The 15,052-nt window shown below is 71.3% G+C and carries 14 protein-coding genes; 5 read left to right on the top strand and 9 right to left on the bottom strand.

Annotated features, from left to right (window positions below):
* Positions 1-8 precede the first annotated feature (8 nt).
* The gene (cysC, locus tag CDN99_RS26630; protein WP_259374734.1) at positions 9-617 is read left to right on the top strand and encodes an adenylyl-sulfate kinase; all 609 of its coding nucleotides are present in this window, start codon (positions 9-11) and stop codon (positions 615-617) included.
* Positions 618-715: 98 nt separating this feature from the next.
* On the opposite strand, the gene CDN99_RS26625 is transcribed toward cysC, so the two are convergent.
* Entirely contained in the window at positions 716-2,203 is a 1,488-nt protein-coding gene (locus tag CDN99_RS26625; RefSeq protein ID WP_088388551.1) for a tetratricopeptide repeat-containing sulfotransferase family protein, read from the bottom strand.
* A 197-nt stretch (positions 2,204-2,400) separates the two neighbouring features.
* On the opposite strand from CDN99_RS26625, the gene CDN99_RS26620 reads away from it, so the two are divergent.
* Positions 2,401-2,907 carry a hypothetical protein gene (locus CDN99_RS26620; protein ID WP_088388578.1) on the top strand — a complete coding sequence of 169 codons (507 nt, stop codon included), beginning with the start codon at positions 2,401-2,403 and terminating at the stop codon, positions 2,905-2,907.
* A gap of 32 nt (positions 2,908-2,939) precedes the next feature.
* On the opposite strand, the gene CDN99_RS26615 is transcribed toward CDN99_RS26620, so the two are convergent.
* From CDN99_RS26615 to CDN99_RS26605, 3 genes are all read right to left on the bottom strand, one after another.
* Complete coding sequence (locus CDN99_RS26615) at positions 2,940-4,868, bottom strand: MFS transporter (RefSeq protein ID WP_088388549.1); 1,929 nt, start codon at positions 4,866-4,868, stop codon at positions 2,940-2,942.
* Positions 4,869-5,157: 289 nt separating this feature from the next.
* Positions 5,158-5,832, bottom strand: a complete 675-nt coding sequence (locus CDN99_RS26610) for a CAAX prenyl protease-related protein (protein WP_088388547.1) — start codon at positions 5,830-5,832, stop codon at positions 5,158-5,160.
* Between the two features lie 31 nt (positions 5,833-5,863).
* On the bottom strand, positions 5,864-6,784 hold the full coding sequence (locus CDN99_RS26605; protein ID WP_088388545.1) for a LysR family transcriptional regulator: 921 nt from the start codon (positions 6,782-6,784) through the stop codon (positions 5,864-5,866).
* A 149-nt stretch (positions 6,785-6,933) separates the two neighbouring features.
* Between CDN99_RS26605 and CDN99_RS26600 the strand changes: the two genes are divergently transcribed.
* On the top strand, positions 6,934-7,575 hold the full coding sequence (locus CDN99_RS26600; RefSeq protein WP_088388543.1) for an NAD(P)-dependent oxidoreductase: 642 nt from the start codon (positions 6,934-6,936) through the stop codon (positions 7,573-7,575).
* Positions 7,576-7,653: 78 nt separating this feature from the next.
* On the opposite strand, the gene CDN99_RS26595 is transcribed toward CDN99_RS26600, so the two are convergent.
* Positions 7,654-8,463: a 23S rRNA (adenine(2030)-N(6))-methyltransferase RlmJ gene (locus CDN99_RS26595; protein WP_310732496.1), complete on the bottom strand. Its 810-nt coding sequence runs from the start codon at positions 8,461-8,463 to the stop codon at positions 7,654-7,656.
* Between CDN99_RS26595 and CDN99_RS28875 the strand changes: the two genes are divergently transcribed.
* Positions 8,452-8,661, top strand: a complete 210-nt coding sequence (locus CDN99_RS28875; protein WP_162296496.1) for a hypothetical protein — start codon at positions 8,452-8,454, stop codon at positions 8,659-8,661. The two genes, CDN99_RS26595 and CDN99_RS28875, sit on opposite strands and share 12 nt — an antisense overlap.
* A 4-nt stretch (positions 8,662-8,665) precedes the next feature.
* Here the strand turns inward: CDN99_RS28875 and CDN99_RS26590 are convergent, their stop codons facing one another.
* Positions 8,666-9,919 carry a right-handed parallel beta-helix repeat-containing protein gene (locus CDN99_RS26590; protein WP_141101010.1) on the bottom strand — a complete coding sequence of 418 codons (1,254 nt, stop codon included), beginning with the start codon at positions 9,917-9,919 and terminating at the stop codon, positions 8,666-8,668.
* Positions 9,920-10,156: 237 nt separating this feature from the next.
* Here CDN99_RS26590 and CDN99_RS26585 point away from each other — a divergent pair, with 237 nt between their 5' ends.
* Positions 10,157-11,233 carry an alkene reductase gene (locus CDN99_RS26585; protein ID WP_088388537.1) on the top strand — a complete coding sequence of 359 codons (1,077 nt, stop codon included), beginning with the start codon at positions 10,157-10,159 and terminating at the stop codon, positions 11,231-11,233.
* Between the two features lie 90 nt (positions 11,234-11,323).
* On the opposite strand, the gene CDN99_RS26580 is transcribed toward CDN99_RS26585, so the two are convergent.
* From CDN99_RS26580 to CDN99_RS28835, 3 genes are all read right to left on the bottom strand, one after another.
* Positions 11,324-11,893 carry an MOSC domain-containing protein gene (locus tag CDN99_RS26580; protein WP_088388535.1) on the bottom strand — a complete coding sequence of 190 codons (570 nt, stop codon included), beginning with the start codon at positions 11,891-11,893 and terminating at the stop codon, positions 11,324-11,326.
* Positions 11,874-13,190: a GAF domain-containing protein gene (locus tag CDN99_RS26575; RefSeq protein WP_158218977.1), complete on the bottom strand. Its 1,317-nt coding sequence runs from the start codon at positions 13,188-13,190 to the stop codon at positions 11,874-11,876. The genes CDN99_RS26580 and CDN99_RS26575 overlap by 20 nt, the downstream gene beginning before the upstream one ends.
* 174 nt (positions 13,191-13,364) lie before the next feature.
* A partial coding sequence (locus CDN99_RS28835; RefSeq protein WP_238139725.1) for a YDG domain-containing protein occupies positions 13,365-15,052 on the bottom strand: 1,688 nt, incomplete at its 5' end.

The raw sequence follows: 15,052 nt of genomic DNA, 5'->3' as shown, positions 1-15,052 counted from the left end.
CTCCCCACGTGGTCGCGCCGCGGACGCAGGTCGACCGCGACGCGCGCGGCGCGCTCAAGGGGCACCGCAGCGCGGTGGTGTGGTTGACGGGCCTGTCCGGCGCCGGCAAGTCCACGCTCGCGGACCGGCTGGAGCAGCGCCTGCATGCGCGCGGGCTGCACACCTACCTGCTGGACGGCGATCGCCTGCGCGGCGGGCTCAATCGCGATCTGGGCTTCAGCGCCGAAGCCCGGGTCGAGAACATGCGACGCGTGGGCGAGGTCGCGGCGCTGATGGCGGACGCGGGGCTGATCGTGATCGTGGCGTTGATCTCGCCGTTCCGCCACGATCGCCAGGCGGCGCGGGAACGCCTCGCGCCGGGCGAGTTCTTCGAGATCCACGTCGACGTGCCGCTGGCCGTCGCCGAGCAGCGCGATCCCAAGGGCATGTACCGCCGCGCGCGCGCCGGCCTGCTCAAGGACTTCACCGGCATCGACTCGCCGTATGAAGCGCCCGAGGCCCCCGAGCTGCATGTGCGGATGGACCGCCTGACGCCCGACGAGGCGGCGGATGCGGCGTTCGAAGTGCTGCGCGCCGCGGGCCTCTTCGCCATGCCCGTGGGCGAAGGCCAGGCCTAGCGCCGGACATGGCCGCGGTCCGCCTTGCCGCGCCTCCCGGATCGGAGCCGCGTCGGCCGCATCAGCCGCGGCGAGTGAGGCAGACCTTGCCCGGGCCTTCAGCCTGACGTGTTCGCGCTGTCGTCGGCGAACGCGCCGAGCGCCGCGCGCAGCGCGCCGAGGTGCCGTTCGTAGTGCCGCCAGCGCCCCGACGACCGCTGATACAGCGGCTGCCGCACCTGCCAGTTGCTGGGCGTCGCGACCAGCGATTTGCTGGCGTGAAAGTTCAGGCAGGCCTCGTCCCAGGGCAGCCCGCAATGGGCCAGGGCGGCCTCGATCTGCGGGCGCGGATCCGCGACCAGCGCGTCGTAGTCGACATCGTGGATGTCGTCGCCGAACAGCGCCTTCCAGTGATCCATCAGCCGCCGGTACTGGCGGTACCAGTGGGCGATGTCCTCCAGATCCAGCGCATAGGGCATCGTCGGCCCCAGGTGCAGGAAGAACACCGACAGGCAGTTGTCCAGCACCGAACGACGCGTGTGCAGGATCTTCGCGTCGGGGAACAGTTGCTTGATCAGGCCGATGAACAGGAAGTTGTCCGGCCGCTTGTCGGTGAGCAGGCCCGCGCCGGGGAAGCGCACCGCGACGCCGTCCCGATAGGTGCGGCGCAGCTCCTGCGCGAGCGGCGCGGGCAGCGGCCGGTCGGCCTGGCGCAGCAGCGGCAGCAGGTGCTGTCCGGCCAGCGCGGGCAGCAGGTCGATCTCGCCGCCGGCGGTGACGCCGGGGTGGCTGCCCAGGATCTGCTCGATCAGCGTCGAGCCGGAGCGGAACATGCCGCAGATGAAGACCGCGGGCGCCGGGTCGGCGCCGGCCGGCACCGGCGCTGGTTGCAGCGATTGGCGGATCAGGGCGTCGACCAGGCGTTCATGGCCGTCGCGGTCGTAGCGCAGCGGCTGGCGGCCGTAGCTGACGCGGCTGGCCTGGTTGGCGTGGACGTAGGCGGCGAAGGCGTCGTCATAGGCCTTGGCGTCGTCCAGCGCCTTGCCCAGCGCGTGCGCCAGATCGGCGCGATCGACCGGATGCAGCGTCGGTTGCGACAGGGCCTGGCGCAAGCGTTGGATCAACGGATCGTCGGCGTCGCGGAAGCTGCGCAGGTTGACCAGCCGGGACAGCGCCAACGCCTGACCGGGCTCGACCGCGAGCACCCGTTCGTAGCAGGCCCGCGCCTCGTCGCGCTCGCCGCGCTGCTCGTGCAGGTTGCCCAGGTTGACCAGCGCCGGCACGTAGCCCGGCGCCAGGTGCAGGCTCCGGCGCAGTTCGGCCATGGCGTCGTCCGCGCGGCGCAGGTCCTCGGCCAGGATGACGGCGCGATTGAGGTGGACCTCCTCCGGCGAGCCGACGCCCAGTTCGAGCGCGCGACCGTAGGACGCCAGCGCCGCCGCGAACTCACGCGCCTGCCGCTGCAGGAAGGCCAGGTTGTACCAGTCGTCCGGCTCGCCCGGCGCGCTGGCCAGCAGGGCTTGATAGGCGGCCAGCGCCTGCGGCGCGCGGCCGGCGGACAGGTGCCCGACCGCCGCGGCGCGCAGGGAGGAAATCGGAGCTTGCATGGGGAGGGCGGAGCCGGTCTGAAACGGTCGGAAGCGGGTCGACGGCGGGATGGGAACGCGTCGGAAGCGCGTCGGAGACGCGCCTGCAACGGGTCGAAAAAATGGGTCCCGGGTGAATCGCAAGTGGCGGGAATCCCGGCCTGGGCCGGCGATTCTGTCATGCGTCCCCCCGCGGCGGCCCTGGCATGATCCCGGCCATGCTCAAGCTGTTGTTCGCCCCGCTGCGCTGGGCCGTGCGCCTGATCCTGGCGCTGGTGATCCTCTTCGAGGAATGGGGCTGGGAGCCGCTGCAGCGCGCGATGGCGGCTATCGGCCGGTTGCCGGTGTTCAGGCAGTTGGAGGCGGCGGTGCGGCGCCTGCCGCCCTACGTGGCGCTGGTGGTGTTCCTGCTGCCGGGCTTGCTGCTGCTGCCGGTCAAGCTGCTGGCGCTGTGGGTCATCGGCAGCGGTCGGCCCGGACTGGGGGTCGCGGTGATCGTGCTGGCGAAGGTGCTGGGCACCGCGATCGTCGCGCGGTTGTTCGCGCTGACGCAGCCGGCGCTGATGAGCCTGCCCTGGTTCGCGCGCCTGTACACGCGCTGGACCGTGTGGAAGGACGGGCTGCTCGCCTGGGTTCGCGCCAGCGCCGCCTGGCGCATGGCGCGTGCCATCAAGCTGCGCATCCGCCGCATGCTGCGGCGCGGATCGCGCCGACCGCAGGCCTGAGGAGGCGCGGGCCCGGGTTCAGGCTTCGGGCCTCAAGCCTTGAGCGGGGCGCCGGGCGTCACGGGCGCGGCCATGCCGAGCAGTGCCGCGACGCGCTCGCGCAGCAGTTCCGGCGACACGTCGCGCGCCGCGATCGGCGTGCCGGCGACCAGGCCGACGCGTGAGAACAGCCCGCGCCGGAACGGCCGCACCATCGCCTGTCCCTGCTCCACGCGGGAGAAGAACGAGCCCCACAGGTTCTGCAGCGCCAGCGGCACCACCGGCAGGTCCGGACGATCTTCCAGCAGCTTCATGACGCCGCCCTTGAACGGCTGCAGCGTGCCGTCGCGGGTGATCCCGCCCTCGGGGAAGATGCACACCAGCTCGCCGTCGTCCAGCACCGCCTGCGCGGCCTTGAAGGCGGCCTCGTAGGTGGCCGGGTCCTCTTTCTGCGGCGCGATCGGGATCGCCTTGGCCAGCCGGAACATCCAGCCCAACAGGGGGATGCGGAAGATGCGGTGGTCCATCAGGAAGCGGATCGGCCGCGGGCTGGCCGCCATCAGCAGCACCGCGTCGACGAAGCTCACATGGTTGCAGACCAGCACCGCGGCGCCCCGCGTGGGGATGTGCTCGTCGCCGCTCAGGCGGAAGCGGTAGATCAGGCGCGAGACGATGAAGGCGATGAAGCGCAGCAGGTACTCGGGCACGATCAGGAAGATGTAGAGGCCGACCACCGCGTTGGCCAGGCCGACGGCCAGGAACAGCTCGGGGATGGTCAGCCCGGCGCCCAGCATCGCGCCGGCCAGGACGGAGCTGGCGATCATGAACAGCGCGTTCAGGATGTTGTTGGCCGCGATGATGCGCGCGCGGTGCGAGGGCTGCGCGCGCATCTGGATGAGCGCGTACATCGGCACGCTGTACAGGCCGGCGAACAGCGCCAGCAGGCCCAGGTCGGCCAGCACCCGCCAGTGCGCGTGCTGCGCCAGGAAACTGCCCACGCCCATCGAGGCCGACGGCGGCAGCCCGCGCGAGGCGAAGTACAGGTCGATCGCGAACACGCTCATGCCGATCGCGCCCAGCGGCACCAGGCCGATTTCGACATGGCGCCGCGACAGCACCTCGCACAGCAGCGAGCCGATGCCGATGCCGATCGAGAACACCACCAGCAGCAGCGACGCGACCTGTTCGTTGCCGTGCAGCACCTCCTTGGCGAAGGCCGGAAAGTTGGCCAGGAACACCGCGCCGAAGAACCACATCCACGAGATCCCCAGCAACGAGCGGAACACCGCCAGCTGCTCGTGCGCGAGCCTGAGGTTGCGCCAGGTCTCGGTGACCGGGTTCCAGTTGATGGCCAGCGCCGGATCGGTCGACGGACTGGCGGGCAGCGCCTGCGCGGTCAGCCGGCCCAGCACGGCCACGACGACGCAGGCGATCGCCACGTGCTGCGCGCCGACGATGGGCGTGGCCACCAGCAGGCCGCCGGCCAGGTTGCCCACCAGGATGGCCACGAAGGTGCCCATCTCCACCATGCCGTTGCCGCCGGTGATCTCGCGGTCGGTCAGGTGCTGCGGCAGGTAGGCGTACTTGACCGGCCCGAACAGCGTCGAGTGCAGTCCCATCAGGAACACGCAGCCCAGCAGCACCGGCACGTTCGTCACGTGGAAGCCGTAGGCGGCCAGCGCCATGATGCCGATCTCCAGCGTCTTGACCAGGCGCATCAGCCGCGCCTTGTCGTACTTGTCGGCCAACTGGCCGCTGGTCGCCGAGAACAGCACGAACGGCAGGATGAACAGCGCGCCGATCACCAGGCCGGCCTGGGCGGCCGGCAGCCAGCTGACGTTGAGCTGGTAGGTCACGAGGACGGTGAAGGCGAACTTGAACAGGTTGTCGTTGCCGGCACCGAGAAACTGCGTCCAGAAGAAGGGCGCGAAGCGGCGTTGGCCCAGCAGGGCGAACTGGCTGGTGTGGGAAGGCTCGCTCATGGGACGGCTCGCTGGGTGAGGGCGGTGGGGACGACACCGTGATCCGGTGGCGATGGCGGGACTGTCGTCACGGAAGAGGTCTTCCCGGTGCTGTTTGGCGCGGAGTATCACTCGGCGCCCGGGTCGGCACCGATCCTTGCCACCTCGTCAATGGGTCGGCGACGCTGGTGGCGAACGGCGAGGATGCGCAACGTTTCGTTGGTCTCGCGATAGTCGGCCGAGCATGGAAACACATTCAGGCGTGGCGCCCGACGCCGCCCTTGACGGGCGTCCCGATGCCCGGTCTCTGTCACCAGAACTCCCACCGCCCGGAATACACCACCCAGATCCCCAGCACGCCGTTCGTGACCGCATGCGCGATCACGGCGCACCACAGCTTCCCCGTCCATCGATAGAGCAGCGCATACGCCGCCCCGGCCACGATCGCGGCCAGCCACAGGGTGTGGGCGAGCATGAACACGAAGGTCGAGATCATCACCGCGCGCCCTCCCACCTGGCGCGGGTCGACGGTCTCGAACTGGGGGCTGGCGATCCAGCGCATCAGGAAGCTGCGCCAGAAGAGCTCTTCCATCACCGGCACCAGCAGCGCCGCGCCGATCCATCGGATCGCGATCAGCGGCCAGTCCACGCGGCCGTCCGGCGTCGTCGGGACGAAGGCCGCCGTCGCCTCGCCGAGCCGCATCCACGGCGCATCCAGCGAGATCCACAACCCGAAGACGACCAGGCCCGCGATGACGCTCAGCCCCACCTCGCGGAGCGTCGGCCGGTTCTGGCGCGAGAGCTCGCCGTAGCCGCGCCAGTACCAGGCCAGCGCGCCGCCGACGACAAGCAGGTTCAGGCCGTAGATCCAGCGCGGATCGACGCCCCAGGCATTTGTCTCGGGAATGGCGCCCCGCAGCGCCAACAGCAGCATGAAGAGCGCGAACGGGACGATGCGGGCCCACGCGGCAGGACTCAAGGACATCCGCCGAATGTAGCCGTGCCGTGCGACGGCTCTATGCGGGCAAGGCCTGAGCGTCGCCGCGGGGGCCCGAGAAGGCGAGCCGCAGCGCCTCGATGGCATGGCGCACCTTGGCCGGCTGCGCGTCGCGCTGCGGCGTCATCACGTGCACCGGCAGCAGCGGCAGGGACCAGCCCTGCAGCAGCGGCAACAGGCGGCCCTGCGCCTGCGCCTCGTCGACGTCCTCGGGGCTCAGCATCGCCAGGCCCATGCCGGCCTCGCACAGCTGCTGCAGGCTGAGCTGGTTGTTGCTGCTCCCGCGCGGGGTGACGCGCAGGACCTCCTCGCGCCCGTCGGGGCCGCGCAGGGTCATGCCGCGCGGCCCGCCCGCGTCGGTGCGCAGCGCCAGCCAGTCGTGCCGGGTCAGGTCCGGCATCGAGGCCGGCACGCCGCGCCGCGCCAGGTAGGACGGCGCCGCGTACAGGCCGATCGTCTTGTGCCCGATCCGCTGCGCGACCCAGCTGCTGTCGGGCAACCGGCCGAAGCGCACCGCCAGGTCGATGCGTTTCGCGACCAGGTCGGTGAAGCCGTCGTCGACCTCCAGGTGCAGGCTCAGCGCCGGATGCGCCGCCAGCAACGGCGCCAGCGCCGGCCCGATCTGCCGCGCCGAGCCGACCGGGGCGCTGATGCGCAGCTCGCCGTCGGGTGCGTCGCGCAGATGGTGCAGTTGCGCCTGCGCCTCGCGTGCCGCGGCCAGCATCGCCTGGCAGCCCTGCACGAAGCGCTCGCCCGCCGGCGTCAGGCCGATGCGGCGGGTGGAGCGGTGCAGCAGCGTCACGCCCATGTCGCGCTCCAGCGCGCGCAGTTGCTGGCTGACGGCGGATGTCGTCGTCTGCAATTGCCGCGCGGCCGCCACCAGGCTGCCCTGTTCGACGACCGTCGCCAGCACGGCCATGCGGCGCAATTGGTCCAGCATCGGAGGATTCTGTAGTTGATCTAAAGAATGAAGGCGGATTCTGAGGACTTCTGCGGCGATTGTGAAGTTCCTACAGTTCATCCCATCGCGACACGCCCCGTCATCGAGGTTGGCGGCGGTCGCTTCCCAACCCCATGAAAGGAACGCCCATGAAAGTCGCCCTGATCGGCCCTACCGGATTCGTTGGCAGCGAAGTGCTGAAGGAATTGCTGGCCCGCGGCCACGAGGTGATCGCGCTGGCGCGCGACCCGTCCAAGCTGCAGGCGCGCCCGGGCCTGACCGTCCGTCAGGCCGACGTGAAGAGCGCGGAGCAGGTGGCCACCGCCGTCGGGGGCGCCGACGCGGTGGTCAGCGCCTATAACCCGGGCTGGTCGGTCCCCAACCTCTACGATGAATTCCTGGCCGGCACCCGCGCCACCTTCGACGGCGTCAAGCGCGCCGGAGTGAAGCGATTCCTGATGGTCGGCGGCGCCGGCAGCCTGTATGCGGCGCCGGGCGTGCAGATCGTCGACACGCCGGAGTTCCCCGAGCAATGGAAGGCCGGCGCCCTGGCCGCCCGCGAGGCGCTGAACCTGATCCGCCACGAGAGCGCGCTGGACTGGACCTTCCTGTCGCCCGCCGTGCACCTGGAGCCGGGCGAGCGCCGCGGCAGCTACCGTGTCAGCCTGGACACGCCGGTGATGGACGCCAATGGTCCCGCGCATGTCTCGACCGCCGACCTGGCCGTCGCGATCGTTGACGAGCTGGAGCGCCCGCAGCACATCCGCCGCCGCTTCACCGTCGGGTATTGATCGCCGCGCCGAAGTGAAAACGTGCCCCTCGGGGCACGTCGTCGCAGGATCGGCGGCGGGCCTGGACCCGCCGATCGATCAGGCGGTCTGCTGTTCCAGCAGGTAGTTGGCGCCGTCGTACTGGCCGAGCGTGTCGACGAGCGTCGGCAGGCATTCGGCCAGCTTGTCGTGGAGCACGAACGGCGGGTTCACGACGAACATGCCGCTGCCCATCATGCCGAAGCCGCGCTCGTCGGCCTGGGCGACGGTGAGGCGCACGTGCAGCCAGCCCTTCTTGGCGACCGGTTCGGCGGAGGCCTTGAGGCGCTGGACCAACTGGGCGGACTCGACGGTCTGCAGCTGCGGGTACCAGATCGCGATGGTGCCGTCGGCAAAGCGCTGCAGCGCCTCGCGCAGCGTGGCGATCACCTTGCCGTAGTCGGCCTTGATCTCGTAGGGCGGGTCGATCAGCACCACGCCGCGGCGCGACGGCGGCGGCAACTCGCTCTTGAGCGCCGCGAAGCCGTCCTGCAGCAGCACCTGCGTGTTGGGCCGCTCGTCGAGGTAGCTGGCGAGGATGCGCTGATCGGTCGGATGCAGCTCGTAGCAGCGCAGGCGATCCACCTCGCGCATCAGCATGTAGGCGATGGCGGGGGAGCCGGGGTACTGCTTGAGCGGGCCGTCCTGGTTGAACTCGCGCACCAGCTGGACGTATTGGCGCAGCGGCTCGGGCAGGTCCTTGCGGTTGTAGAGGGCGGCGATGCCGCCGAGGTGTTCGGCGTTCTTCTGCGCGTAGCGGCCGTCGAGCGCATAACCGCCGGCGCCGGCATGGGTGTCCACCACGGTGTAGGCCTTGTCCTTCTCCCCCATGTAGCGGAGGACCTCGGACAGCACGAGGTGTTTGATCACGTCGGCGTGGTTGCCGGCGTGGAAAGCGTGTCGGTAAGCGAGCATGGGCAGGACTGTAGCGCGGCCGCCGGCGCGAGCCCCGCGCCGTTGCGGTATTCACGCGTTGACCGCGATGCCTCGATGGATGCATGGGACAACGGAATCGACATCACCCGCGGCCGCCGCATGGCGCTGGCCCGCGAGCAGGCCATCTACTGAGCCGTCACACCTGGAACGCCCCCGGCGAATACGCCGTCCCCGCTGGCACCTCCTTCAGCGCGCAGGGATGCTGGTACTGCATCGTGGGTCGCAGCGACTGGCCGTCGACCGAGCCCGCGTCCACCGCGCGGCCGAGCAGCGGCGATGCCGGGCGCAGCCGGAAGTCGTAGCGGTCCGCGTCGACGAAGCTGTCCAGCTCGACGAAGTAGTTGTGGTGCTGCTCGCGGTCGGGGCCGGCGGGCAGCTCGTGCTTGCCGTACAGCAGGTTGTTGATCAGCCGCAGCTTCTGCGCGCCCTGCGCCATGCGCAGGTAGACGCCGCCGGCCGGGCGTCGGTCCACCAGCGTGTTGTTGATCAGGTGCAGCTCGTTGCGTGGGTTCGCGAGCCCCTCGCTGCCGTAGGCGATCAGGTGGTAGTTCTCGGTCGACGGGCTCTGCTGGATGACGTTGCCCATCACCAGCGCCAGGCCGCCGTTGGGGAACTCGAGCTCGAAGCTGGCGCGGCCGGTCTCGTCGGTCAGGCGGTTGAAGAAGATGTGGTTCACCGCCGCGCGGGTCTTCAGCAGATGGCCGGTCGCGCCGTGATGGAAGCAGCTGCCGATCACCGACAGCTTGCCGATCGCGCCGACATAGCAGTTGTGCGTGCGCCCCTCGCCGGGCGCGATGGCGCCGAAGTCGCAGGACTCGATGCGCAGCTCGATCGCGGGATCGTTGGCCGCGAGCAGGCCGTTCTCGTTGTCCTGGAAGCGGCAGTCGCGCAGCGTCAGCGAGCCGCGCTCCAGCCGCACGCCGGCGCCGTTGCGGTCCGGCACGCGCGCGCCGATGAAGTCGAAGCCCTCGATGGTCATCCGCTTGCCGGTCGTCACGAAGATCCCCTTGCCCTGCGCGTGCGCGCCGTTGGCCAGCAGGCGGACCCGGCCGCCGACCGCCTTCAGGGTCAGGTCGTCCTGGGACCAGACGGCCACGTCGCCGGCATAGTCCCCGGCCTGCACCTCGATCGTGGTGCCGGCCTGCGCCTGTGACGCCGCCGCGGCCAGCGTCTTCACCGGATGGTCGCGGCCGACCTTCAGCACCTTGCCCGGCGCGGCGAAGGCCGCCGGCAGCCACGACGCGGCGCCGACCAGCGCCGCGCCCCGCAGCAGCAGGCGCCGGCTCGGCGTCCAGCACAACGGGTGGAGGAGACCGCAGGGGTCGGATGAATCGAGCGTGTCGGCGGCGGCAGGGACGCGCGCGGATGCGGCAGGCGGACGAACGGACATGGCGGGGCCGCAGACGGACTGCGCGGTTCGTGGCTGGGCAGGCGCACCGGCGTGGTGCCGCGGGCGCGCGGACCGGGCGAGTGTAGCCAAGCGCCCCGGCGCGCCCATGACACCTCGGCAAGGCCCCAGCCGGCGTCCGGGCTGTCGCCAACGCGCTGCGGCGGGACGGTCATCTGGCTAAGCTGCGCGGCATCCTGAAACTCGCGGTCCCCGTGATCGCCCGGAACTCCAACCGCCATGCCCAGCTTGTTCGACCCCCTGCAACTCGGCGCCGTCTCGATGGCGAATCGCATCGTGATGGCCCCGCTGACCCGTGACCGCTCCGTCGGCCTGGTGCCCGGCCCGCTGGCCGTCGAGTACTACCGCCAGCGCGCCAGCGCCGGCCTGCTGATCAGCGAAGGCACGCAGATCACGCCGGACGGCCAGGGCTACCTGGACACGCCCGGGATCCACTCGCCCGAGCAGATCGCCGCCTGGAAGCAGGTGACCGACGCCGTGCATGAGGCCGGCGGCAAGATCGCCGTGCAGCTGTGGCACGTGGGCCGCATCTCCCACACGGAGTTCCAGCCCAATGGCGGCCGGCCCGTCTCCTCGACCGACAGGCAGGCCAACAGCAAGACCTTCGCCAAGGGCGGCATGGTCGACGTGTCCGCGCCGCGCGCGCTGACGCTGGAGGAGATCCCCGCCATGATCCAGGCCTACGCCCATGCGGCGCGGGCGGCGCGCGAGGCCGGCTTCGACGCCGTCGAGGTGCACGGCGCCAACGGCTACCTGCTGGACCAGTTCCTGCGCGACAGCATCAACGACCGCACCGACCAGTACGGCGGTTCGATCGAGAACCGCGCCCGCCTGCTGCTGGAAGTGATGCGCGCCATCGCCGGTGCGATCGGCGCCGATCGCACCGGCCTGCGCCTGTCCCCGGTCACGCCGGTGAACGATGCCGGCCAGGACAGCGACGCGCAGGCGCTCTTCAACTACGTGGTGGAGCAACTGGCGCCGCTGCAACTGGCCTTCCTGCATGTCATCGAAGGCCACACCGGCGGCCCGCGCGATGTGGCGCCGTTCGACTACGCCGCGCTGCGCGAGCGCTTCAAGGGCCCCTACATCGCCAACAACGGCTACACCCGCGAGATGGCGATCGATGCCGTCGCCTCGGGCCGCGCCGACGCGGTGGCCTTCGGTCGCGCCTACATCTCCAACCCGGACCTGGTGCGCCGCCTGAAGCTCAACGCGCCGCTCGCGAAGGCGCATTCCGCCACCTTCTACGGCGGCGGCGCCGAGGGCTACACGGACTATCCGGCGCTGGCGGACTGAGCGGACGATCCGGGCCTCAGAAGCCCGGAATGCCGGCGCGGAACGCCGACCCGAAAAGGCACGCCCGCCCGGCGTGCCAGCGACCGACGCTCAATCCTTGCGCGTCTTCGCCCGGAACAGCTCCGCGATCGACACTTCGCGAGGCCCTGGCCGGACCGTGAAGGACTGGCCGGCCTCGATCGTGCCGGGCTGGCGCACGGCCAGGTAGAACCCGCACCAGCCGCTCTGCGTCATCAGCTTGGAGGCCTTGTTGAAGCCCATCACCGCGTTGAACTTGAAGCAGGGGTAGCGCGGCTCGCTGACGGCCAGTTCGCAGCCGGGGAAGACCAGCACGTCGCCGATCCAGGCGTCGCTCTCGAGCAGGCCGGACAGGCTCAGGTTCTCGCCCATCGCGCCCCAGGGCAGGGAGTCGTCCCAGCCGCCCACCTGCGCCTGCGCGCGCACCGTGCGCCAGAAGTCGTAATGCTCGGCGGGGTAGGCGTAGACCGCCTTGGACAGGCCGCCGTGGACGCTGGGGTCGGCCTGCTCGTCGCCGGCCAGGCCCAGGGGATGGACGGCGACCGCGGCGCCGACCGGCTTCTTGCGGATGCCGGACAGCACGGTGCGGCCGTCGATGGGCAGCGGCTCGGCGCGGGAGGTGTTAACGCTCAGGAGTTGCATCGGGCGATTCTCCCGCAGGCCGGAACGCGGCGGGCGTGGTGATCTGCGAATCGCCGGTGTAGCGCTGCAGCGCGCTCAGGGCGTCGTCCAGCGCGATGGCCTGGTCGCGCTCGCGCCGCAGATGATCGAGCGCGAAGGACAGGTCGCCGGCCAGCTCGTCCATCAGGCCCAGCACCTGCGGGTCGAAGTAGTCCGGCTCGCCGGCCAGCAGGCTGAGCGCACCCACGACCTCGCCGCGGCGGCGCAGCGGGAAGGCGGCCATCGCCTCGACCCCGGGCGGGATCACCGGCGCCCCGGGCACGACCAGGCTCGGGTCCTGCAGCGGCCGGTTGCTGAGCTGATGCGCGCCGCTGGTGATCGCGCGCGTGGCCATCGAGCTGCGCGCGAACGGCGCTTCCTTGGACCAGCGCTTCGGCGCGCCGGGCATCAGGCGATCGCCGGGGCCGTGCTCGGCCACACGCTCGAACTCGTCGCCGTCGGCCAGCACGATGGCGGCGAAACGCGCATGGCCGGTCTCCACGCAGATGCGGCAGATGCCCTCGAAGAGCCGCTGCTCGGCGGCCGGGTCGAGCAGCGCGTCGGCCTCGCGGCGCACGATCAGCTGGTTGCTCTGGGACAGCGCGATGTAGAGCTGCTGGAGCCGGTCGCGCGAGGCCAGGCCCGCGCGGCGCTCTTCGTCATAGCGCGTCCAGACGGTGCGCACGACGATGCTGCACAGGCCCGCCGTCAGCAGCACCAGCAGCAGGCCCCGCCGCGCGGCGTCGGAGGCGGCTTCCTGGGCCCGGTCGGTGTCGATGCTGGCCTGCCGGAGCTGGAATGCCATCAGCTCGTCGATCATCCGCATCACGGCCAGGCGGCGCTGGTTGATGTCGCGCAGCGCCTCGGGCGACGGCGGCGAGTAGGCGGCCATGGCGGCCCAGAGCTGCTCCAGCTGGGGCTGGGTGCGCGCGATCAGGGCACGCTCGGCCGGCACCATGCGGGTGGTGATGTAGCGGTCCCAGGACTGGCGGGTGGCCTCGACGATGCGCTGGGCGGTGGCGCTGTCCAACTTGACCGCGTCGGGCTGCGTCGCCTGCGTGATGAGCAGCGTGCCGAGCTGGTGCGCGCCCAGCGTGTGCTCCAGGTCGCGCAGCAGGTCCACGGGGACCAGCCGGTCCGTGTACAGCGACTGCGCGATGCGCGCCACCTGCCGCGATTGCCACCAGCCCAGCCAGGCCGACGCGGCCACCAGCGCCAGTGCGAGGCCGAGCACGAGGATGAGGCGGGCACGAATGGACGGACCGGTGGGGGCGGACATGGAGCGGAGATGCGCAGGAGTCGCCGAATCGGCGGAGGGGCCGAGCATAGGGGCTTTCGCCGCGCGGGCCGATCCCTGAGGCGATGGGGCGACGCCGATGTCCCCAAAAAGAAACCGCCGCGGCGTCCTGGGACGCCGCGGCGGTTCACGATCCCGTCAGGGGATCGGGTCGGCTCAGCCGCCTCGGCGCAGCATCACCGCGCGCACGCTGGTCGGCGCCACGCCGGCCTGCTGCTTGAGGGCGCTCAGCGCCAGCGCCGCGACCAGGTCGTCGCTCAGGCCGGCCGCCGCGTCGGGCGCCTGCACCCGCAGCGTGCCGTCGGCCAGCAGGACGATGTCCAGCGTCGTCGAGTGCTCGGCGCCCAGCGCCACGACCGCGCGCACCTGGCGGGTCACACCGGTCGAAGAGCGGTCCGTCGTCGGCACCGGCTGTTGCAACGGCTTCAGCGCGAGGCTGTCGCCCAGGTCGTCGACCCGGAACATGCCCAGCGGCTGGGGCGTCGCGCCGGCCACGTCGGCGTAGATCGGCAGCTGGCTCTGGCGGGCCTGCTCGTGCGGCGCGCCCTCCATCGCCAGGCTGATCTGGCCGCCGTCGCGCAGCGTCTGCTCCAGGCTCAGAGTTGCCAGCGCGACCGCGTTGCCGCCCTGGCCCGCCGCGTCGCCACCGGTGCCGGCGTTGCCGCCCGCGCCGTTGGCGCCATTGCCACCGGTCGCACCGTTCGAGCCGTTCGCGCCATTGGATCCATTGGCGCCGTTCGAACCGGCGGCTCCCCCCTCCGCGGCGCCGCCGACGGTGCCCACCGACGTGCCGCCAGCGTTGCCGTTGGCGCCGCCATTCAGGCCGGCGCCGGCCGATCCGTCCGTGCCGGCGGTGTTGCCGGCATTGCCGCCGACGCCGCCCAGCGCGCCGCCGTTGCCGGTGGTGCCGCTTTGGCCGGAGCCGGTGTTGCCGGCGCCGCCGGCACCCGCGTTGCCGCCGGTACCGCCAGTGCCGCCGCTGCTCGACGTGCCCGTGTTGCCCAGGCCGACGGTGCCGCCCGCGTTACCCGACGGGCCGGCCGCCACGGTGGACAGGGTGGGACCGGAGCCGCCACCGATGCCACCGCCGCCGCTCACCTTCGGCGAGCCGTTGCCTCCGCCTTGCGTGCCGTTGCCGCCGATCGGCTGGACGACCAGCGCGTCGACCGCCGGCAACTGGGCCTGCGCCTTGACCGTCCCGCTGATGGTCAGCGAGGCGGGATCGAGGCGGTAGTTGCCCGCGTCCGCGCCCTGCAGCGCCAGCTGCACGTTGACCGCCTTGCCGGTGCCGACGAACGGCGTGTCGTAGCGGCCGCTGCCGGTGACCCCCACCTGATCGCCGGCCACCACGCCCTGCGGCGCGCCGATCACCAGCGTGGCGCCGGTGTTGCCGTTGAAGGTGGTGTCCACGGCCACCACGGTCGGGGCCTGGATCGTGCGGGTCGTGATGTCGCCGGTCGCGTGGGTCGTGCCGGAGGCCAGCTTGTAGTTGCCGGCGTCCGCGCCCTGCAGCGCCAGTTGCACGTCGACCGCCTTGCCGGTGCCGGCGTTCTTGTTGTCGTACTGGCCGGTGGCCACCACGCTCAACGCGTCGCCGGCGATGGCGTTGGTCGGACCCTGCGTCGTCACCTGCGCGGTGCGGGTGCCGTCGTAGACCTTGGTGGTCACGCCGACCCCGGCCACGTCGATGACGCGCTGGGTGATCGCGCCGGTGCTGGTGGCCGTCTGATGCGCCAACTGGTAGTTGCCGGCGTCCGCGCCTTGCAGCGCGAACTGCACGTCGACCGCCTTGCCGGTGCCGGCATTCTTGTTGTCGTACTGGCCGGTGGCCACCACGTTCAACG

It is taken from the genome of Roseateles aquatilis (assembly GCF_002205645.1).
Taxonomy (GTDB): Bacteria; Pseudomonadota; Gammaproteobacteria; order Burkholderiales; family Burkholderiaceae_C; genus Roseateles; species Roseateles aquatilis.
The sequence above is the reverse complement of the archived record's forward strand: the minus strand, read 5'-3'. Positions and strand labels throughout refer to the sequence as shown.

Bases quoted from the DNA above. Each gene is read 5' to 3' on its own strand.
- CDN99_RS26625 (WP_088388551.1), bottom strand. From the start codon at position 2,203: ATGCAAGCTCCGATTTCCTCCCTGCGCGCCGCGGCGGTCGGGCACCTG.
- CDN99_RS26620 (WP_088388578.1), top strand. From the start codon at position 2,401: ATGCTCAAGCTGTTGTTCGCCCCGCTGCGCTGGGCCGTGCGCCTGATC.
- CDN99_RS26615 (WP_088388549.1), bottom strand. From the start codon at position 4,868: ATGAGCGAGCCTTCCCACACCAGCCAGTTCGCCCTGCTGGGCCAACGC.
- CDN99_RS26610 (WP_088388547.1), bottom strand. From the start codon at position 5,832: ATGTCCTTGAGTCCTGCCGCGTGGGCCCGCATCGTCCCGTTCGCGCTC.
- CDN99_RS26605 (WP_088388545.1), bottom strand. From the start codon at position 6,784: ATGCTGGACCAATTGCGCCGCATGGCCGTGCTGGCGACGGTCGTCGAA.
- CDN99_RS26600 (WP_088388543.1), top strand. From the start codon at position 6,934: ATGAAAGTCGCCCTGATCGGCCCTACCGGATTCGTTGGCAGCGAAGTG.
- CDN99_RS26590 (WP_141101010.1), bottom strand. From the start codon at position 9,919: ATGTCCGTTCGTCCGCCTGCCGCATCCGCGCGCGTCCCTGCCGCCGCC.
- CDN99_RS26585 (WP_088388537.1), top strand. From the start codon at position 10,157: ATGCCCAGCTTGTTCGACCCCCTGCAACTCGGCGCCGTCTCGATGGCG.
- CDN99_RS26580 (WP_088388535.1), bottom strand. From the start codon at position 11,893: ATGCAACTCCTGAGCGTTAACACCTCCCGCGCCGAGCCGCTGCCCATC.
- CDN99_RS26575 (WP_158218977.1), bottom strand. From the start codon at position 13,190: ATGTCCGCCCCCACCGGTCCGTCCATTCGTGCCCGCCTCATCCTCGTG.